The sequence below is a fragment of the Methylococcus sp. S1M genome (assembly GCF_051295855.1).
GTDB lineage: Bacteria > Pseudomonadota > Gammaproteobacteria > Methylococcales > Methylococcaceae > Methylococcus > Methylococcus capsulatus.
Genome location: NZ_JBPDXO010000001.1, coordinates 333,557 through 352,922, shown reverse-complemented (window position 1 = coordinate 352,922; position 19,366 = coordinate 333,557). Strand labels below are relative to the sequence as shown.

The 19,366-nt window shown below is 62.9% G+C and carries 15 protein-coding genes; 3 read left to right on the top strand and 12 right to left on the bottom strand.

Annotation, left to right across the window (positions count from 1 at the left end; genetic code table 11):
- Window positions 1-35 precede the first annotated feature (35 nt).
- The gene (gene glgC, locus ACSHWJ_RS01520) at window positions 36-1,310 is read right to left on the bottom strand and encodes a glucose-1-phosphate adenylyltransferase (RefSeq protein WP_010960750.1); all 1,275 of its coding nucleotides are present in this window, start codon (window positions 1,308-1,310) and stop codon (window positions 36-38) included.
- Window positions 1,311-1,455: 145 nt separating this feature from the next.
- On the opposite strand from glgC, the gene glgB reads away from it, so the two are divergent.
- Both glgB and glgA read left to right on the top strand, forming a co-directional pair.
- Window positions 1,456-3,678, top strand: coding sequence for a 1,4-alpha-glucan branching protein GlgB (glgB, locus tag ACSHWJ_RS01515; RefSeq protein ID WP_010960751.1), 2,223 nt, complete (start codon window positions 1,456-1,458; stop codon window positions 3,676-3,678).
- Window positions 3,675-5,156: a glycogen synthase GlgA gene (gene glgA, locus ACSHWJ_RS01510; RefSeq protein WP_017365638.1), complete on the top strand. Its 1,482-nt coding sequence runs from the start codon at window positions 3,675-3,677 to the stop codon at window positions 5,154-5,156. The genes glgB and glgA overlap by 4 nt, the downstream gene beginning before the upstream one ends.
- 15 nt (window positions 5,157-5,171) lie before the next feature.
- Here the strand turns inward: glgA and ACSHWJ_RS01505 are convergent, their stop codons facing one another.
- The 3 genes from ACSHWJ_RS01505 to rluC all read right to left on the bottom strand — a co-directional run bounded on the left by ACSHWJ_RS01505 (window position 5,172) and on the right by rluC (window position 7,771).
- Window positions 5,172-5,774: an NUDIX domain-containing protein gene (locus tag ACSHWJ_RS01505; RefSeq protein WP_017365639.1), complete on the bottom strand. Its 603-nt coding sequence runs from the start codon at window positions 5,772-5,774 to the stop codon at window positions 5,172-5,174.
- Window positions 5,774-6,757, bottom strand: a complete 984-nt coding sequence (gene sppA, locus ACSHWJ_RS01500; RefSeq protein WP_218797720.1) for a signal peptide peptidase SppA — start codon at window positions 6,755-6,757, stop codon at window positions 5,774-5,776. The genes ACSHWJ_RS01505 and sppA overlap by 1 nt, the downstream gene beginning before the upstream one ends.
- Window positions 6,758-6,820: 63 nt before the next feature.
- On the bottom strand, window positions 6,821-7,771 hold the full coding sequence (gene rluC / locus ACSHWJ_RS01495; RefSeq protein ID WP_218797721.1) for a 23S rRNA pseudouridine(955/2504/2580) synthase RluC: 951 nt from the start codon (window positions 7,769-7,771) through the stop codon (window positions 6,821-6,823).
- A gap of 655 nt (window positions 7,772-8,426) precedes the next feature.
- Here rluC and ACSHWJ_RS01490 point away from each other — a divergent pair.
- The gene (locus ACSHWJ_RS01490) at window positions 8,427-11,084 is read left to right on the top strand and encodes a ribonuclease E/G (protein ID WP_218797722.1); all 2,658 of its coding nucleotides are present in this window, start codon (window positions 8,427-8,429) and stop codon (window positions 11,082-11,084) included.
- A gap of 98 nt (window positions 11,085-11,182) precedes the next feature.
- Here ACSHWJ_RS01490 and hrpA read toward each other — a convergent pair whose 3' ends face one another.
- The 8 genes from hrpA to ACSHWJ_RS01450 all read right to left on the bottom strand — a co-directional run bounded on the left by hrpA (window position 11,183) and on the right by ACSHWJ_RS01450 (window position 19,356).
- On the bottom strand, window positions 11,183-15,067 hold the full coding sequence (gene hrpA / locus ACSHWJ_RS01485) for an ATP-dependent RNA helicase HrpA (RefSeq protein WP_010960758.1): 3,885 nt from the start codon (window positions 15,065-15,067) through the stop codon (window positions 11,183-11,185).
- 6 nt (window positions 15,068-15,073) lie between these two features.
- Window positions 15,074-15,838: an ABC transporter permease gene (locus ACSHWJ_RS01480; protein WP_010960759.1), complete on the bottom strand. Its 765-nt coding sequence runs from the start codon at window positions 15,836-15,838 to the stop codon at window positions 15,074-15,076.
- A complete protein-coding gene (locus ACSHWJ_RS01475) occupies window positions 15,831-16,760 on the bottom strand; it encodes an ATP-binding cassette domain-containing protein (RefSeq protein ID WP_010960760.1) in 930 nt (309 codons plus the stop codon). The genes ACSHWJ_RS01480 and ACSHWJ_RS01475 overlap by 8 nt, the downstream gene beginning before the upstream one ends.
- A gap of 108 nt (window positions 16,761-16,868) precedes the next feature.
- Window positions 16,869-17,588 carry an SAM hydrolase/SAM-dependent halogenase family protein gene (locus ACSHWJ_RS01470; RefSeq protein ID WP_010960761.1) on the bottom strand — a complete coding sequence of 240 codons (720 nt, stop codon included), beginning with the start codon at window positions 17,586-17,588 and terminating at the stop codon, window positions 16,869-16,871.
- 18 nt (window positions 17,589-17,606) lie between these two features.
- Window positions 17,607-18,407: a twin-arginine translocase subunit TatC gene (tatC, locus tag ACSHWJ_RS01465; RefSeq protein ID WP_228370305.1), complete on the bottom strand. Its 801-nt coding sequence runs from the start codon at window positions 18,405-18,407 to the stop codon at window positions 17,607-17,609.
- A complete protein-coding gene (gene tatB / locus ACSHWJ_RS01460) occupies window positions 18,394-18,708 on the bottom strand; it encodes a Sec-independent protein translocase protein TatB (RefSeq protein ID WP_218797724.1) in 315 nt (104 codons plus the stop codon). Before tatB ends, tatC begins: the two co-directional genes overlap by 14 nt.
- Window positions 18,709-18,715: 7 nt before the next feature.
- Window positions 18,716-18,928 (bottom strand): twin-arginine translocase TatA/TatE family subunit, encoded by a 213-nt coding sequence (gene tatA, locus ACSHWJ_RS01455; protein WP_010960764.1) that lies wholly within the window; start codon window positions 18,926-18,928, stop codon window positions 18,716-18,718.
- Between the two features lie 23 nt (window positions 18,929-18,951).
- Entirely contained in the window at window positions 18,952-19,356 is a 405-nt protein-coding gene (locus tag ACSHWJ_RS01450; protein ID WP_010960765.1) for a hypothetical protein, read from the bottom strand.
- Window positions 19,357-19,366 lie beyond the last annotated feature (10 nt).

Below are 19,366 nucleotides of genomic sequence, written 5' to 3'. Positions count from 1 at the left end.
TCCGGACCCTCCGGCCTGCACCTTCCGAATCGCAATCAGCGGTGGAAATGCAGCCTCTGGCCGAGACAATCGGGGGTCACCAGAACGATGCCCTCGGGGCTGACGTAAAACCGTTTGCGGTCATCCTCGAGGTTTTCGCCGATGACGGTATTGGGCGGAATATTGCAACCCTTGTCGATCACCGCCCGGCTGATCCTGCAATGGCGCCCGATGTTCACGTCGGGGAGGATCACCGAATCCAGCACGCGTGAAAACGAGTTCACCCGTACATTCGAAAACAGCAACGAGTGGCGGACTTCGGCGCCGGAAATGATGCAGCCGCCCGAAACCATGGAGTCCACCGCCATGCCGCGCCGGTCGTCATCGTCGAACACAAACTTGGCCGGCGGGGTCTGAGCCTGATAGGTCCAGATCGGCCATTCCTGGTCGTACAAATTCAGTTCCGGATCGACCCCGATCAGCTCCATGTTGGCGGCCCAGTATGAGTCCACCGTGCCTACATCGCGCCAGTAGGCCTGCACGCCGCTCTGGGCGTTGCGGAAGCGATAGGCGAAGACGCGGTATTTCTGAATGACCTGGGGGATGATGTCCATGCCGAAATCGTGGTTCGAGCCGGGGGTGTCGGCATCCTTGATGAGCTGCTCGAACAGGAAAGCCGTGTTGAATATGTAGATCCCCATGGATGCGGCGGCGTGATCGGGGCGGTTCGGCATGGGCGGCGGATCGGAGGGCTTCTCGACGAATTTCCGGATACGCTGCTCGCCGTCCATCTGCATGACACCGAATGCCTTCGCATCGGCAAGCGGCACTTCCATGCAGCCGATGGTGAGATCGGCCTTCCTTTCCACGTGATAGGCCAGCATCAGGCCGTAGTCCATCTTGTAGACGTGGTCACCGGCCAGGATCATGATGAACTCGGGGTCCCGCTGGCGGATGATGTCCAAGTTCTGATACACCGCATCCGCCGTGCCTGCGTACCAGCTTTCCTGCAGACGCTGCTGGGCAGGCATGATGTCGATGAACTCGCCAAGCTCTCCGCGCAGGAAGCCCCAGCCCTGCTGAATGTGGCGGATCAGTGAGTCCGCCTTGTACTGGGTCAGCACGCCGACCTGGCGGATTCCGGAATTGACGCAGTTGGACAGCGGGAAGTCGATGATCCGGAACTTGCCGCCGAACGGGACAGCAGGCTTGGCGCGCCATTCCGTGAGCTTCTGCAGCCGACTTCCGCGCCCGCCCGCCAGGATGAGGGCCAGGGTTTGCCGGGTCAGCCGACTTACGAAACGGGATGAGGCGTGCATCGACTCGGGCATAGGGGACTCCTGATTCCTGGCTGGGGCAAACGCGGTGGGAAATCTGGTAACATCCTGCCGCAGATATCGCATATTCCGGCACCGGCGTGCCGGCATTGTACTATCAGAAATCCAGCAAAGTGAATCGGACCGGGAGGGATGCGGTTTGACGGACAGCTCGACCTTGGCAGAACTCTCGCCGGACTTCCAGCGCATCGTTGAAGCCCGCCATCACGATCCGTTTGCCGTACTGGGCCGCCACCGGCGGGACAACCGGGATCTCATCCGCGCTTTCCTGCCTCAAGCCGAAGAAGTGCGGGTCGGATCCGCCGGACGCGTCATGGAGCGCATCGCTGGTACCGCCATTTTCGAATGCGAGGTCGAGGCGGAAACCACCGATCTGCACTACAGGTTGTATTGGACCGACCAGACGGGACAGACCCACAGCTTTATCGATCCATACACCTTCCCTCCCCGGCTATCCGACTTCGATCTCTATCTCTTCGGAGAAGGGCGGCACTGGAACATCTACCGCGTTCTGGGCGCCCATCCCCACAGCGTCGACGGTATCGACGGCATCCTGTTCGCGACCTGGGCCCCTAACGCCGAACGCATCAGCGTAGTCGGAGAATTCAATGGCTGGGATGGTCGCCGGCACCCCATGCGGGTGCGTGGCGCCAGCGGCGTGTGGGAATTGTTCATTCCGGAACTGCAGCCGGGGCTGCTGTACAAGTTCGAGATACGCAACCGGGCGCATGGAACCATCCATCTCAAGAGCGACCCCTACGGGCGCCAGTTCGAACTTCGGCCGAACACCGCCTCGATCATCACCCGCGAGAGCGGCTATGCCTGGAATGATGCCGACTGGCTCGCACAGCGCAAGGATTGGCCCTGGTTGCACCGGCCACTGTCGGTATACGAGATGCATGCCGGTTCCTGGAAGCGTGATCTCGAGGGCGGATATCTGAACTATCGCGATCTCGCCCACGAACTGGTCGACTACGTCAAGTCGGCGGGCTTCAGCCACATCGAGCTGATGCCGGTGACGGAACATCCGCTGGACGCCTCCTGGGGCTACCAGACCACCGGCTATTTCGCTCCCACCAGCCGCTTCGGCACGCCCGACGATTTCCGTTATTTCGTCGATCATTGCCATCGGAATGGCATCGGTGTGATCCTGGACTGGGTCCCGGCGCATTTTCCCAAGGACGCCCATGGTCTGGCCCGCTTCGACGGCACCGCACTGTACGAGCACGAAGATCCTCGCTTGGGCGAGCACCGCGATTGGGGCACGCTGATCTATAACTATGGCCGCAACGAGGTCAAGAATTTCCTGCTGGGCAGCGCGCTGTTCTGGCTGGAGGAATTCCATCTCGACGGCCTGCGCGTCGATGCCGTCGCCTCGATGCTCTATCTCGATTATTCGCGTCAGCCGGGCGACTGGATACCCAACAAGTACGGTGGCAACGAGAATCTGGAGGCCATCGCCTTCCTTCGCGACCTCAATACCGTCGTGCACCAGCAGTTTCCCGGCGTCCTGGTCATCGCCGAGGAATCGACCGCCTGGCCCCAGGTCACCCGGCCGACCTGGACCGGGGGACTGGGCTTCTCCATGAAGTGGAACATGGGCTGGATGCACGACATCTTGGTCTATATGGGCAAGGATCCGGTGCACCGGCATTACCATCACGACCAGCTCACCTTCGGCCTGCTGTATGCCTTCACCGAAAACTTCGTCCTGCCCTTCTCGCACGATGAAGTCGTCCATGGCAAGGGTTCCATGCTGGCGAAGATGCCGGGCGACGAATGGCGGCGCTTCGCCAACCTGCGTGTCCTATACACCATGATGTTCACCTACCCCGGCAAGAAGCTGCTGTTCATGGGCTGTGAATTCGCCCAGACCGGTGAATGGAACCACACGACGGCGCTGGACTGGCCGCTGCTCGAATCCAACCTGCACAAGGGGGTGCTGCATCTGGTGAGCGACCTGAACCGCCTGTACCAAAGCACCTCCGCGCTCTATGCCTACGATTTCGAAAGCCAGGGCTTCGAGTGGATAGACAGCCACGATGCGGCGCAGTCAGTCATCAGCTATGTCCGCCGGGATGATGACAGCCACGTCGTCGTGGTCTTGAACTTCACCCCGGTACCGCGCCACAACTACCGCATTGGCGTGCCGGAGCCGGTTGGCTACCGTGAGGTGTTCAATTCCGACGCCGAATGCTATGGCGGCGCCAATCTCGGCAACTGGGAAATCAAGACGGAGAGCGTGGAATGGATGGGACGCGCCCAGTCCGTCGTGCTGACCCTTCCGCCCCTGGCCGGCATCGTGCTCGCACCCGTCGCGCCCTCCGCCACTCCTGACTGCGGAACGCCGGGCGACGAATGAAGATCCTGTTCGTCTCCAGCGAGGTCTTCCCCCTGATGAAGACCGGCGGACTCGCGGACGTCTCCGGCAGCCTGCCGGCGGCCTTGTCCGCCCTGGGCCATGATGTGCGTATCCTGATGCCGGCATACCCGGAGGCCATCTCCGCCGCCGAAACCCCCAACGCGCTGAGTCTGCGTCAGGCGGGCAGTCAGCTGACCCTGCTGTCGACGCGCTTGCCGGGCACCACCGTGCCGCTCTGGCTGCTGGACGCACCGGCTTCGTTCGGCCGCTTCGGCAACCCTTACCTGGCACCCAACGGTGCCCCCTGGCCCGACAATGCCGAACGTTTCGCTCTGCTCGCGCGTGTCGCCGTCGACCTCACCCAGGACCGGCTCGGCCTCGGCTGGAAACCCGATGTCGTCCATTGCAATGACTGGCAAACCGGTTTGATCCCGCCGCTTTTGAGCGACGAGCCGAATCGTCCGGCCGTGGTGTTCACCGTCCACAATCTCGCCTACCAAGGTCTGTTCCCCTACGAAACCTTTCAACGCCTGGCGCTTCCTCCCCGTCTCTGGAAGATGGAGGCACTGGAGTTCTACGGCCAGCTTTCCTTCATCAAGGGAGGGTTGGTATTCGCCGACCGCATCAACACGGTGAGCCCAAGCTATGCCGAAGAGATCCAGACCCCGGAGTTCGGCTGCGGCCTGGACGGTCTGCTCAGAAGCCGCAAGTCGTGCCTGAGCGGGATTCTCAACGGTATCGACGACGTGGCCTGGAATCCGGCCACCGATCCCTATCTTCCCGCGCCCTACGGCCCGGACACCCTGGAGCGGAAAAAGGTCAACCGCACGGCGCTCAGACAGCGGTACGGCCTGCCTGACGACCCGGAGGTCGCCGTGCTCGGAATGGTGGGAAGGATGGTCGAGCAGAAGGGAGTCGACCTGTTGATCGACATTCTGGATGATCTGCTGCAGTTGCCGGTCCAGCTCGTCGTCCTGGGCAGCGGCGACAAGGAATTCGAACGCTGCTTCGAAAGGGCCGCCGCAGCCTGTCCGGAGCGTATCGCCGTCACCATCGGCTATGACGAACCGCTGGCCCATCTCATCGAAGCCGGCGCCGATATCTTTCTGATGCCTTCCCGCTTCGAGCCCTGCGGCCTGAACCAGCTCTATAGTCAGCGCTACGGCACCGTACCGATCGTGCGCAAGGTCGGCGGACTCGCGGACACCGTGGAAGATGCCACGCCCGAGCGCCTTGCGGCCGGACAGGCCAGCGGCATCGTGTTCGAGCCGGCCAAGCCCGCCTTCCTGCTGGAGGCCGTCTACCGCGCCCTGGCGCTGTACCGGGAGCCCGAGGTCTGGCGGGCGGTCTGCAAGTGCGGCATGGCCAAGGATTTTTCCTGGCGCAAGAGTGCCTCCCGGTATGTCGGACTCTACCGGGAGGCACTGGCCGGAATGAATGCCGGCTGCTCCATCGCCGACCCCCGCTGTGCGGCCTAGAGCCGCCAAAGGCGGTCAGGCCACCCCGTACTGCATCCTGAGACGCTCCCGGTTCAGCGCCAGCCACTGCAGGCCGATGATCGGGATGGCCGACCGAATCCGCCCTTCGGCGAGCAGGATCATCGCTGCGGCAAAATCGACCACGCTGACCAGGATGTCTTCGTGCTCCTCGGCCAGACCATGGATTCCGCCGAGGCCGGAAGAATCCACGATACCGCAGTAAAGAGTGATGCTTTCCGAGCAGCCACCCGGTGTGGTGAAGAACTCCGACACGGGGATGAGTTCATGAATCTGGGCTCCGGCCTCTTCCAACGTCTCGCGATGGGCCACTTCGTCCGTATGTTCGCCCGGTTCCACAGCACCGGCGACGATTTCCAGCAACCAGGGATTTCCCCCCGATTTGAGCGGTCCAACCCGGAACTGTTCGATCAGCACCACCCGATCGGCCACCGGATCGTAAGGAATGACCGCCACGCAACTGCTCCTGTGGTACAGCTCGCGCGTGACGATTTCGCTCCAGCCGCCGCCGTGGAGGGTGTGGCGCAGCCGCAGCCGCAGCAGCGTGAAGAATCCGCCGTGAAGCCGCTCCTCCCGCAGAACCTCGAACTCCCGGGTCATCAGTACAGGTGCGGCGACGAGGTGGACAGCTTCGTCAAAGCCGCTTCCAGGCTGGTGCCCAGTTGCCGGACGACGCGGTCCAGCAGGGTTTCCCGGTGCGAGTAATTCACGATCTCCTTGGCCCCGATGACCGTCTCGGCCACCTCATGCAGTTCGCCGACGGCATCCACCAGTCCGAGCTCGATCCCCTCGGCCCCGGTCCACACAAGGCCCGAGAAGATTTCGGGCCGGTCCTTGAGCCGATCGCCACGGCCGGCTTTCACCGCAGCGATGAACTGCTGGTGGACCGTGTTCAGCAAACGCTGTACATGCTGTTTCTCGACCGGATTCACCGGACCGAACGGATCGAGGATCGCCTTGTGATCGCCCGCCGTCATTACCCGACGCTCCACCCCCAGTTTCTCCAGCGTGCCGACGAAGCCGAAACCGTTCATGATGACGCCGATCGAACCGACGATACTGGCCGGGTTCACGAAGATCCTATCCGTGGCCGAGGCGATGTAATAACCCCCTGAGGCACAAACATCGGTCACCACGGCATAGACCGGCAGTGCCGGATGCTCTTTCTTGATCCTGCGGATCTCATCGTAGACATAGGCCGATTGCACCGGACTGCCGCCCGGCGTGTTCATCCTGAGGACGATGCCCTTCACCCCTTTGGCCTCGGCCGCCTCGCGCAACCCCTCGATAATGGTGTCGGCATCGATTTCGCCGCCTTCGGCAATGATGCCGCTTACATCCACCACCGCCGTGTGTGACTTGCCGGACGCCGTCAGACCGTCATGAGCCAGCGGCTTGAAGGCCAGTACGAGGCCGAACCCGATCGCGGCAACCAGAAAGGCTCTGTACGCCAGGTTCCACCGCCGCGCCTTCCGCTGTTCCACCAGCGCTTCGAGCAGGAGCTTTTCCAGCGCTTCCCTTTCCCAGCCGGGACAGGAACGAGCCGATTCGGTCGAAGACTGGGGGGTAGAATCCTCATTCATAGTGCTTGAACCCTGTGGAATTTTGAAACGAAAAACGAGAGTGCCCGCGAATGAGCGCCGGCCTCAGGCTCGAGGTCTGACAGCCGACAGGAAATCTTGAAGGTCCGGTTCCAGAGGCGCTTCGACGCGGATTTCGCGCCCGTTTCGGGGATGGGTGAACGCGAGCGTCGCGGCATGCAGAAACATGCGCTTCAAACCGCGCCGGCGGAAGTCCTGGTTGAGCGAGGGATCCCCGTAACGTTCGTCACCCGCCAGCGGATGACCCAGCGACCGGGCGTGGACCCGGATCTGATGGGTACGGCCGGTCACCGGCCTGGCTTCCACCAGCGTCGCCCCGGAAAGTGGTTCCAGGCGGCGGAATTCGGTGATCGCCGCCTTTCCCTCGGACGAAATCTTCACCATCCGCTCGCCGCTCTGCAAGACGTTCTTGAGCAAGGGGGCGTCCACCACTTGCCGCCGGCGCGCCCACACGCCGCTGAACAGAGCCAGATAGGTCTTGTCCACACCCTCTCCCCGGAACTGCTCATGCAACTGGCGCAGCGCGGAACGGCGCTTGGCAATCAGCAGACAGCCCGACGTGTCGCGGTCCAGCCGGTGCACCAGTTCGAGGAACCGCGCATCCTCCCGCGCCGCCCGCAGACCTTCGATCACCCCGAAACGGAGGCCGCTGCCGCCATGCACTGCCATGCCCGCAGGTTTGTTGACGACCAGAAGGTCCTCGTCTTCGTGGAGGATCCGGTTTTCCAGCCATGGCGTCGGGATCCCCGCCTCCGGCGCCTCGGCGAGGCGCAAGGGCGGGATCCGAACGACGTCACCTTCGTTCAGCCGCTGCTGCGCCTTGCTGCGGCCGCCGTTGATCCGCACCTGGCCGGTGCGGAGGATACGGTACACATGGCTCTTGGGGACGCCCTTCAGGCGCGAAAACAGAAAATTGTCGATGCGCTGGCCGGCTGTCTCGGCATCGATTTCGATCAGGCGATGCCGGTTCGGGTCTTGCGGGAGAGGTTTCATCACGGAAAAATCATATCAGCTTTACACCTTAAATTGATGCTTTTGCTGAAGGTTGCTATAGTTCCCTTTGGCATTTCACCGGCCGCGGGCCTGACGGCGTGACTCGTCTTCGGTGAGATCCCCAAAAGAATCGTTGAACGAACGACCCGGTGCATCGCCTGAAATAAACAGGCGCGCCCATGCGGCCACCCGCGGGCGGAAGCGTCGTAAAGCAGCGGTGCCTGCCGGAATCCGATATGCAAATCAAAAACCCAAGGTCTGGATGCTCGACCCTTGACGAGCTCGAGAGTTAAGTTTTCCAACACTATCATTATCCGCCGGACCGGCCTTCGGGCCGAGCGGACTGGCCGTGTTTTCGCACGGTATGGAAGTGGACGGGCCACGACGAAAGACCCTGCCGAACGCAGGTTCAAGGTTGGTATCGCGCTGCCTACCGTTCGCCGAATGGGACCGGTGCCGGAACCCTTGGTTCCCCCGCAGCCCATCTTTAACACACAGCATCGGGATACGCATCATCCGAACGATCGCTTCGATATCGCGAACCTGAAAAAGAGCATTCGCATGACAGAAGAAACAGAACAGGAAGGGATGTGGGCGAAATCCTGCGGCACAACCGGTTCAGGCGGTTCTCCAGCAAGAACGCCCAAGGAATCCATTGATGAAAAGAATGTTGATCAACGCCACGCAGCCCGAGGAATTGCGGGTCGCGCTGGTCGATGGACAAAAGCTTTATGACTTCGACATAGAAATCCCCGCGAGGGAACAAAAAAAGGCCAATATCTACAAAGGTCTGATCACCCGCGTCGAGCCCAGCCTCGAGGCGGCGTTCGTGAACTTCGGCGCGGAGCGGCACGGCTTCCTGCCGTTCAAGGAAATCCTGCCGAAATATCTCGGCGCCAGCGGCGAAGAGTCCGTCTCCCGGCGGGAAATCAAAGACGTTCTCAAGGAAGGCCAGGAAGTCGTCGTCCAGGTCGAAAAAGAGGAACGCGGTACCAAGGGCGCTGCCCTGACCACCTACATCAGTCTGGCCGGCAGCTACCTCGTGCTCATGCCGAACAACCCCAAAGCGGGCGGTATCTCCCGCCGCATCGAGGGCGACGTCCGGTCCGACATGAAGGAGACACTGAGTCAGCTCCATGTTCCCGAAGACATGGGCGTCATCATCCGCACGGCGGGCGGTGGCAAGACGGTCGAAGAACTGCAGTGGGACCTCAATTATCTGTTGCAGCTGTGGGAAGCGATCGAACGCTCGACGCGGGAAAAACCGGCGCCATTCCTGATTTTCCAGGAAAGCAACGTCATCATCCGAGCTCTGCGCGACCATCTGCGGGGTGACATCGACGAAATCCTGGTCGACAACCCTTCGACTTTCAGGCTGGTGCACAGCTTCCTGCAACAGGTCATGCCCCAGTTCATCAACAAGGCGCGCCTGTATCAGGACAACGTACCCCTGTTCAGCCGTTACCAGATCGAAAGCCAGATCGAAACGGCCTATGCCCGCGAAGTGCCGCTGCCCTCCGGCGGCGCCATCGTCATCGACCATACCGAGGCGCTGACGACCATCGATATCAATTCGGCGCGGGCCACCAAGGGCGGCGATATCGAAGAAACCGCGCTGAACACCAATCTCGAGGCCGCCGACGAGATCGCCCGCCAGTTGCGCCTGCGCGACCTGGGGGGATTGTTCGTGATCGATTTCATCGACATGATGGCGGCCCGCAACCAGCGTGCGGTGGAGAACCGCCTGCGTGAGGCAGTGCGCCTCGACCGGGCGCGCATCCAGCTCGGTCGGATTTCCCGTTTCGGCCTCATGGAAATGTCACGCCAGCGCCTTAGACCTTCGCTCACGGAGACGGCGCTCCTGACCTGCCCGCGCTGCAAAGGCCAGGGGACGATACGCAGCGTCGAATCGCTGGCCCTGTCCATCCTCCGCGTCCTGGAGGAGGAAACGATGAAAAAGAACACCGACCGGATCATCGCCCAGCTGCCAGTCGAGTCGGCCACCTATCTGCTGAACGAGAAACGCGCGGCGATCCAGCAGATCGAGGTCCGGCACAATGTGGCCATCACCATCATCCCCAATCCGCACCTCGAAACTCCCAACTATGATATCCAGCGGATCCGGAGTGGCGGAGCCGGTGGGGAAGAAGAGATACGCAAGAGTAGTTACCAGCTCATTGCCGAGAAATCGCCCGAGACTCCCAAGCCGACACGAACGCCCAGTGCCGCCGCGGAGGCTCCGGCGGTGCGGGAATTCATTCCCACCGCCCCGCAGCCGGGCGGCGGCGACCAGCGGGCCCAAGCTCAGCCAGGCCAGCCTGGCGGCGGGCTGATCAAACGCTTCCTCAACATCCTGACCGGTCAACGCATCGAGGACCAGCCTCCCTCTCAGGAGGCGTCTCAGCCGTCCGCTGGACTGCCGTTACCCGTACCTTTCGTACAGACGGGCAAGACGGCCGGCGCGCAGGCGGAAACGGGATCGCCTCCGACCGACGACAGCGATCACTCCGGAAGCCAGCGGCGCCGCGACCACCGGGACGGCAGCAGACGGGGGGGCAACCGCCGGAAACATCCCGCCCAGCGGGACGAAACGACCGACCGACGCCATGGCGGGCCGACTTCGGACACCGAAGCCATCCAGGCTTCCGGAGCCGAGGAACCGCCCCAGACGTCGACTGACCAAGAGGAGCGGCCCAAATCCGAGGGGGGCCGCGGTCGCCGCCGGGACGGCAGAGGCCAGCGCCGGCGGGCGTCGGTTCAGCCGATCGTGGAAGCGCCGACGGAGGGCATCGCGGACGAGACGGTCGTCACTGAAATTCCTCCAGCGGGCGCGGATTTGAGCGACCCTGTGCCTGCCGCCGATTCCGGCGAAACTCCCGACCAGGGAGATGCCGTCGGCCACGAGCCGGCCGAAGGAGACAGGGTGGATGCGGAACTCCGCCTGCGGACTCCACGGTCGCGGCGGGGCGGCGTGAGACGGCGTGGCCGCGGCAGGCGGGACCGTCGCCCGGCAGCACCGGGTGAGCAGGGAAGTGAAGCTCTCGAACCGGTCGGCATCGATTGGACCGACGACACCGCCAGAGGCCGCGGCGTGGAAGCCGAAGCCAATCCGCCCGGCCCGGCGGAAATCGACGATCACCGGCGCGAGCCGTATTCATCCCCGGCGGAGCGGAAAGAGACGGCGGAATCCGACGAATACCGTGCGCCGGGTCTGCCGCCCAGAGCATGGCAGTCCCCCGCAGCGGACCTCGCCGCCCGGGACGAGCACCCCGATTCTCCGCCGCCGGTCGAACGCGGCGCCGGCTCTTCGGATTGAGCCGGGCCGTCGGACACGGACCGACACTCCGTGTCCGACGGCCCTTGCGGAGGCATCCTTCCCGGGCCGCCATTCCCCGGCACTTTGAGTGCCGCCCGTCAGTGCCGGGAAGACAGCCGTTGCGACCACAGTTCCCGCAAGCGTTTGGCGGAAACCGGATGGGCGGTTTTCATCTGCTGGGCGAACAGGGAGACGCGGAATTCTTCCAGGGCCCAGCGGAACTCATCGCGTTCAGGAGGGAGGGATGTTCCCCCTTTTTCCACCGATTCCCAATAAGGTCGCCAGAAAGCCATGATTTCTGCCTGCAGGCGGGCGTCCCGCGCCGGGTCTTGGTGGCCTTTGTCGAGCCGATGCAGTAGGGCCTTCAAGTAGCGAGGATAGTGCCGCAGGCGTTCGTAAGGCGTGGTGGCCACGAAACCGCCATGGATCAGGCGGGCGAGCTGTTCACCCGAGTCCTCGGCCGCCGGGCCGGCGCGGAGTGTCTTCGAGCAGCCTCGGCATTCACCGTACAGTGCCAGAGTCTGCTCGACGACTTTTCCCAACTCGTTGGCCTTCGCCACCAACTCGCCGCGCAGCAGTTCCACCCGGGAGTGGAATACCTCACGGCTTCGCAGTTCCGGGCGGTCGTCGATAAACAGTGCAGCCATGACCCGGTCCAGCAGGTCTTCCCGCAGATCGCGTCCAGCCGGGGAGAGCTGGCGATAGAGCAGTTCGCTGGCCGGAGTGACGGGCAGATTTTTCCGCAGGTATTTGATCTCTCTAGCCAGCGTCAGGCGCAGCAGGCGAATCAGACCAAATTCATGTTGCAGCCGGGCCTCGTCGGCCCGATCGAACACCCGCACGCCGACGGTCTCGCCTTCGTCGACGATGGCCGGAAAACCATGCAGGTCCTGGCCGTCGACCCGTCCGCTGTAAGTGGTCGGCAAATCGTCGAAGTCCCAGACCCGCCGGCCGGAGACTGCGATTTCCTGGCGGGCGATGTTCTGGAAATTGCGGCCGGCTTCGGCGCCGTAACGGGCCTGGAGCTGGCAGAGATCGCGGGAGCGGGCGATCACCACGTTGTTTTCGTCGACTAGGGCATGGTTCATCCGCAGATGCGCCGGCAGCGCGGCTTCGTCGAAGGCCGAAACCGGCGGCGCCACCCTGCCGATTTTCTTCAGCGCCTTGGCCAATTCCGCCGTCAGTGAACCGTGGCGATAGTCCATCATGGGCAGAGCGCGGTCGGCGAAATCGGGGGCAGGCACGAAATGGATGCGCCAAGTCTTGGGCAAGGACTTGATCAGGGCCACCACTTTTTCGCGATACAGCCCCGGCACCAACCAACTCAGCGGTTCGGGGTCGATCTGATTGAGCACGTGCAGCGGGACGATGGCAGTGACGCCGTCGTCCTCATGGCCCGGCTCGAAACGGTACTCCAGCTTCAGCCGCACCGGTCCCAAGGCCAGCTCGTCCGGGAAATCTCCCGCGGTTCCTCCTCCGCCGCTGTCCAGCGTGATGTCCTCGCGCGACAGCATCAACAGCCGCGGCTCGCGACGCTCGGCGGCCTTGCGCCAGACTTCGAAGCTGGCGCCGTTGACTACTTCGGCGGGCACCCGTTCGTCAAAGAAGCGGTACAGGGTCTCCTCGTCCACCACCAGGTCCAACCGGCGCTCCTTCTGCTGGGAGTATTCCGCTTCTTCCAGCAATCTACTGTTCGCCAACAGGAAGGGGGCCTTGCTGTCATAGTCCATGCGTACCAGGGCGGAGCGTATGAAGAGCTCCCGCGCCCCGGCGGGATCGACGTTCTCATATGGCACCTTGCGGCCGTTTTGCACGGTGAGGCCGTACAGGGCGGTGCGCTCGAACACGGCACCGCGCGCGGCCTTGCGCTCCCAGTGCGGCTCGTAGTAGTGGCGTTTCAACAAATGTGCGCCACACTTTTCGATCCATTCCGGCTCGATTCTGGCTACGGTGCGGGCATAGACCCGGCTGGTCTCGACCTGTTCGGCGGAGATGATCCACACGGGTCGGGTCTTGAACAGAAACGAACCGGGAAAGATCTGAAACTTCTGTCCGCGGACTCCCACATATTCGTTCTGATCCTGGCGGAAACCGACATGGCACAGCAGTCCGGTCAGTAAGGCACGGTGGATCTCGCCATAGTCGGCGGGAACCTGATTCGGTCGAAGTCCCAGTTCGCCCTTGACGACTTCCAGAATCTGCTGATGAATGTCGCGCCATTCCCGCATCCGTAAGGCCGAAAGGAAATTGTCCCGGCAATACTGGCGCAGCTTGCTGCCGGAGAGATGCTGACGCTGCTCCTCGTAGTCGTTCCACAAAGCGAGGATCGCCATGAAATCCGAATCCGGATGGCGGAAGCGGGCGTGTTTCTGGTCGGCGGCCTGAGCCTTGTCCGCCGGACGCTCGCGCGGGTCGGGCACGCTCAGGGCGGCGACGATGATGCAGACCTCGCTCAGACAGTTTTCCTCAGCTCCGGCCAGAAGGATCCGGCCCAGCCGCGGATCGACCGGCAGCCGGGCGAGGCGGCGGCCCAGTTCGGTCAACCGGCCCTGGGCGTCCAGCGCGTTGATTTCCTGCAGAGTCCTGAGGCCATCCCGCACCAGCCGCTCGTCCGGCGGTTCGACGAACGGGAAAACGCGGATGTCGCCGAGGTTCAGCGCCTTCATTTGCAGAATGACGGCGGCCAGGTTGGTGCGCAGAATCTCCGGATCGGTGAACTCCGGCCGGTTCAGGAAATCTTGCTCCGAATACAGGCGGATGCACACCCCAGGCCCGACCCGCCCACAGCGGCCGGCGCGCTGATTGGCCGAGGCCCGGGAGATTTTCTCGATCGGCAGGCGCTGCAGCTTGCTGCGGTGGCTGTAGCGGCTGATGCGGGCGTAGCCGGCATCGATCACGCCGCGGATGCCGGGTACCGTCAGCGAGGTCTCCGCCACGTTGGTGGCCAGCACGATGCGGCGGCGGCCGTGCGGCTTGAAGATTTTCTCCTGCTCGGACACCGTCAGCCGCGAATACAGCGGCAACACTTCACAGTCCGCCGGATGATGCTTGCGCAGGGACTCGGCGGTATCACGAATCTCCCGTTCGCCGCTCAGGAAAATCAGGATGTCGCCGGTGTTCTCCCGGTGCAGCTCGTCCACCGCATCCAGGATCGCCTGCTGTTCGCCGCGCTCGGTCTCGTCGCTCTCCTCTTCGGCCGAGTCGGGCGGGCGGTAGCGAATCTCCACCGGATAGGTGCGCCCGGGTACACGCACGATCGGCGCATTGTCGAAATGGCGGGAGAAGCGTTCGGGATCGATGGTGGCCGAGGTGATGACCAGCTTGAGATCGTGCCGCCGGGGCAGCAGCCATTTGAGATAGCCCAACAGGAAGTCGATGTTGAGGCTGCGCTCGTGAGCCTCGTCGACGATGAGGGTGTCGTATTGGTCGAGGAACCGGTCGGTCTGGGTTTCCGCCAGCAGAATGCCGTCGGTCATCAGCTTGATGAGACTGTCCGGGCGGGTCTGGTCGTGGAATCGGACTTTGTACCCGACGGTTTCGCCCAGCGGTCGCTTCAATTCATCGGCGATCCGCGCGGCCACACTGCGGGCGGCGATGCGGCGCGGCTGGGTATGCCCGATGTAGCCCTGAATCCCGCGCCCCGCTTCGAGGCAAATCTTGGGAAGCTGGGTGGTCTTGCCGGAACCGGTCTCGCCACACACGATCACGACCTGGTTCTGCCGGATGGCTTCGGCGATCTCGCCGCGCCGTTCCGACACTGGCAGCTCTTCGGGATACTCCAGCGGCGGCACGGCGGCCATCCGCGCCGAACACAGGGCCATCGAGGACTCGATCCGCCGGGCTATCGCTTCCAGCGCCTCCTCTGGCGGAGGGGACTTTCCGGCCGAGGCCTTCAGGCGTTGGAGTCGACGTCGCAGCGCAAACCGGTCCTTACCGAAACATTGGTCCAGCGACCGTTCCAGTCGTACGATGCGGTCAAGCATGAGGAATCATTGCGTCAGCCTGCACTCGAGGCGCCAAATGGCAAGGAGAATCATCGACACGGCAAAGGCCAGTAGCACCGCCACGTGCCCAAGCAGGGCCAAATCCAGACCGCCGGCCAGCAGCGGACGGATCAGTGCCACGACGTGAAACAACGGCAGGCATTCGCTGCCGACCCGAACGGCGGCAGGCAGAGCGTCGGATGGAAAGAACACCCCGCTCAGCAGCACCATGGGCGTGATACCCAGCGTGATGTAGTACACGAAAAAGTCGTAACTGCGTGCGAAGGAAGTCACTACCAGGGCCATGCTGCCGAAGCAGACACCGGCGAGGAAGGCCAGCGGCAGTACCGCCAGCGCCGCCCAGCCGGAAGCCAGTCCGAAACCCGCCAGTACCGTCAGAATCAGACCTGCGGCGATCAGGCTTTTGGTGCCCATCCACAACACCTCTCCCATCACGACGTCCGCCAGCGACAAAGGCGCCGCCAGCATGCCGTCCCAAGTCTTCAGTACCGCCATGCGGGTATAAGCCAGATACAGTCCCTCGAAGGTCGCGGCGTTCATGGCACTGGTCGCGAGTATGCCGCCAGCGAGGAAATCCAGATAGGGCAGTCCGGCGACCCGACCGACGTAGCTCCCCAGCCCGAATCCGAGTATGAGCAGATTGAACAAGGGTTCGACGAAGCCGCCGAGCAGCGCGGTGCGCGCACCCTTGCGCCACACCCAGGCGTTGCGCCGCCACACGGATTTCCAGCGCCTCGCCGCCTCAAGCATCGTGCAGATCCCGTCCGGTCAGCTTCAGGAACACGTCTTCCAGATTGGCGCGGCGGTAGACGTAATGCACGCCCTCCCAGGAATCCAGCGAACGGACCAGGGTTTCCAGATCGTCACCGTAGTGGAAGATGCTTTCGCCGACGCGCTCGCAGCGCTGGCCTTCGAGCCGGACCAGCGAACGACGCCAGTTTTCGGCATTGGCACCGTGCACTTCCAGTACGTGTGGTTCGATATGGTCGCGAATCAGAACCTGGGGACTGCTGTCGGCCAGAATCCGGCCGCGGTCCATCAGGATGATGCGCCCGCACAGACGCTCGGCCTCTTCCATGTAATGGGTGGTCAGGATGATCGTCAGTCCTTCGTTTTGCAGCTGGCGCAGCATGTTCCAGATATTGTGCCGCACCTGGGGATCGAGGCCGGTGGTCGGTTCGTCCAGCACCAACAGCTCGGGTTCGTTGATGAGGGCGCGGGCGATAGAAAGGCGTCGTTTCATGCCGCCGGAAAGCTGGCCGATGCGGGCATGGGCCTTGTCGGTAAGCGCCGCGAGTTCGAGGAGCCAGGGGATTCGCACCTTCAGCGCCCGCTCGGCGAGGCCGAAATAGCCGCCGTAAATCCGCAGGTTTTCCACCACCGTGAAATCGATGTCGAGATTATCCTGCTGCGGCACCACGCCGATCCTGGCGCGCATCGTGCGCCCCTCGACAGGGATGGCATAGCCCAGCACCGAAAGTTCGCCCGAGCCCGGCGGCGTGTTGCCCACCAGCATCCGCAGCGTCGTGGTTTTGCCGGCTCCATTGGGGCCGAGAATACCCACGAATTCGCCTTGCCGAATGTCGAAGCACAAACCGTCCACCACCCGCTTCTCCCCGAAATATTTGGTCAACTGGCGCGCGACGACGACTGGAGGGCGGGGTGAATTCACGGAAAGCTTGTGGAAATGAACGGGTGGGGAAAGCTTGAAAATTATACTATTGTGCTCTCCGGCGCCGCCATGCGTCGGAGCGCACTTCCGTGGCGGACCGACCGTCCCCTACGCCTCGAACAGTACGCCGTCACCGATGGCAAGCCCCAGAACCTGGTCCGCTCTCCCCAGATTGACGGCGACCTCGACCAAATCCAGCGAGTTGCGGTACCACAATGCCGTACCCGCCTCGACTGCGCAAAAAACCTCCGCATGCCGCACATGCCGGTCGTTGATACGCAACTTCCGTCCCGCGAATTCAGGACGGTAGCGCAGACCGGTCAATGCATTGCCGTAATGGTCGAAATAGACGATCGAGGCTGTGTCCGACGGCCATGCGGTCAACTCGGGGCCTGCGACGGGCCGATGTTCCCACCCGAAATCCCGTCGGGCGATCCGGGCCGCGACCGGCGCGAACAGGTCACGTCCGTGGAAGCTGGCCGACAGGGTCGTCGGCCGCCAGTCGATCCGCAACCAGCGCCGGCGTTCCGCCTGCACGGCAACGGTGTTGAGCAGACCGTTGTCCGGGCCAATGAACCAGCGCCCGTCCGCTTCCAGTGCCAGCGCCTCCCGTTCACCCCCCACTCCGGGATCGACCACGCAGAGAAAGACGCTGCCTTGCGGAAACTGCCGACAGAGCGCCGCGAGCAGGTACCCTGCGGGACGCGGAGCGGGGGCGTCGCTCACCAGGTGGATCACGTCCACACCGGGCGCGTTCAGCCGCAGCACCGCTTCCACCTGCCCCAGATAAGGTCCGGCCGGACCGAAGTCGGTGAAGAGCAGGATCATGGCCGAAGGGATCCGGGATCAATCTCCGGAAGAAGAGGAATCGCGGTGTTCGATGGATCGGGGGGTCTCGTAGGCCGGCCGAGGCTCGAAAAACCGGGAGAAGAAGAAGCCGAATTCGAACAAGAGCCAGATCGGAACCGAAAGCAGGGTCTGCGATACGACATCCGGCGGTGTCAGGACTGCGCCTATCACGAAAGCGCCCACGATCACGTAGGGACGGTTGTTGCCGATGGTTTCACGGGAGACGATGCCGCTCCATACCAGGAGGATGGTTGCGATCGGCACCTCGAAGGCGACGCCGAAGGCGAGGAAGAGGGTCAGCACGAAATCGAGGTACTTGGCGATGTCCGTCATCACCGCCACGCCGGCCGGTGCGGTGGCGGTCAAAAAACCGAACATCACGGGGAATACCACGTAATAGGCGAAGGCCACACCGGCGTAGAACAGCAGCGTGCTCGCCACCAGCAAGGGCAGCACCATGCGTCGCTCATGGCGGTAGAGGCCCGGAGCGATGAAAGCCCAGGCCTGGTAAAGGATGAAGGGGATCGACAGGAATACGCAGACCATCAAGGTCAGTTTGAACGGCGTCAGGAACGGCGACGCCACGTCGATCGCGACCATCTGCGAGCCTTCCGGCATATGCTTCAGCAACGGGCCGGCGAGGAAGGAATAAATCTCGTTGGCATAGAACGCCAGGCCAAGAAACAGCACCATGACCATCGCGAGGGCGCGAAGAATCCGCTGCCGCAATTCTACGAGGTGGGAGAGGAAAGGCTGCTCCACATCCTCCTCGGCCATTCTCGACTTACGGCTGGTCATCGGTCTGTTCCGGTGCTGCGGTTCCCGGCTCGGACGCCGGCCGCGGATTCCCCGAGGGGTTGCCGGAGCCGTCCGACAGGGACTCGAGAATCCGGCCGGATTTGGCTTCCCGTATGGCCCGTTTCAGATCCTGCATTTCCATCTCGTGTTCGATTTCGGCCCGGACCGAGGCCAGTGTACTGCGGGCCTTGCGTATCCAGTAGCCGGTCTCCCGCGCCACCTTCGGCAGCCGCTCCGGCCCAAACGCCAGCAGGGCGACCAGGCCGATCAGCAGCATTTCGGTGAAGCCGATATCGAACATGATCCGATCAGACCTTGTCCTTTTCCTTCTTGTCCACCACTTCCCCCTCGAGGGTGCGCGCCCCGCCCTCCGAGGGTTTGTCTTCGTTCTCGCTCATCGCCTGGCGGAAGCTCTTGATCGCGCCGCCCAGATCACCCCCGATGTTGCGCAAACGCTTGGTGCCGAAGACGACCAGCACGATCAGAAAAAGCAGCAGCAATTCCCAAACACCTATGCCCATGGCTCAGACCCCCGGATCGAACGTCATTTGACGAGCAGCAGCGGCTTGCCTTCCGATGCGAATTTGCAGTAGGTGCCGAGAAAATAGTCACAGTCCTTGGACTGGTCGATCACGGCCGCATCGCCCTTGAGGTGGATCTTGAGTTCGCAGTAGCGCGCTTCGCCTTCCACCTGTTTCTTCAGGACCAGCTCGTTGTCGGCCACTTTCTCCGCACTGCCACTGACCGTGTGGGAGCAGGGCCGCTTGCCTTCGTCGACGCTGCCGACCGGCTCGAAGTCAACATCCACCTCAACGCCGATTTCATCGCCGACCTTGTTGATCTTCATGTGCTGGACGTGGCCGCCATCCTGGCGCACGTAATGCTGGGCGATGGCGAACACGTTGGCGGAAAACAACAGGCCCACTACCGCGGCGGAAACTCGTTTCATGACTCTTCCT

Coding starts and splice junctions, on each gene's coding strand:
- glgC (WP_010960750.1), bottom strand. CDS start 1,310: ATGCCCGAGTCGATGCACGCCTCATCCCGTTTCGTAAGTCGGCTGACC.
- glgA (WP_017365638.1), top strand. CDS start 3,675: ATGAAGATCCTGTTCGTCTCCAGCGAGGTCTTCCCCCTGATGAAGACC.
- ACSHWJ_RS01505 (WP_017365639.1), bottom strand. CDS start 5,774: ATGACCCGGGAGTTCGAGGTTCTGCGGGAGGAGCGGCTTCACGGCGGA.
- sppA (WP_218797720.1), bottom strand. CDS start 6,757: ATGAATGAGGATTCTACCCCCCAGTCTTCGACCGAATCGGCTCGTTCC.
- ACSHWJ_RS01490 (WP_218797722.1), top strand. CDS start 8,427: ATGAAAAGAATGTTGATCAACGCCACGCAGCCCGAGGAATTGCGGGTC.
- hrpA (WP_010960758.1), bottom strand. CDS start 15,067: ATGCTTGACCGCATCGTACGACTGGAACGGTCGCTGGACCAATGTTTC.
- ACSHWJ_RS01480 (WP_010960759.1), bottom strand. CDS start 15,838: ATGCTTGAGGCGGCGAGGCGCTGGAAATCCGTGTGGCGGCGCAACGCC.
- ACSHWJ_RS01470 (WP_010960761.1), bottom strand. CDS start 17,588: ATGATCCTGCTCTTCACCGACTTCGGTCCGGCCGGACCTTATCTGGGG.
- tatC (WP_228370305.1), bottom strand. CDS start 18,407: ATGACCAGCCGTAAGTCGAGAATGGCCGAGGAGGATGTGGAGCAGCCT.
- tatB (WP_218797724.1), bottom strand. CDS start 18,708: ATGTTCGATATCGGCTTCACCGAAATGCTGCTGATCGGCCTGGTCGCC.
- tatA (WP_010960764.1), bottom strand. CDS start 18,928: ATGGGCATAGGTGTTTGGGAATTGCTGCTGCTTTTTCTGATCGTGCTG.
- ACSHWJ_RS01450 (WP_010960765.1), bottom strand. CDS start 19,356: ATGAAACGAGTTTCCGCCGCGGTAGTGGGCCTGTTGTTTTCCGCCAAC.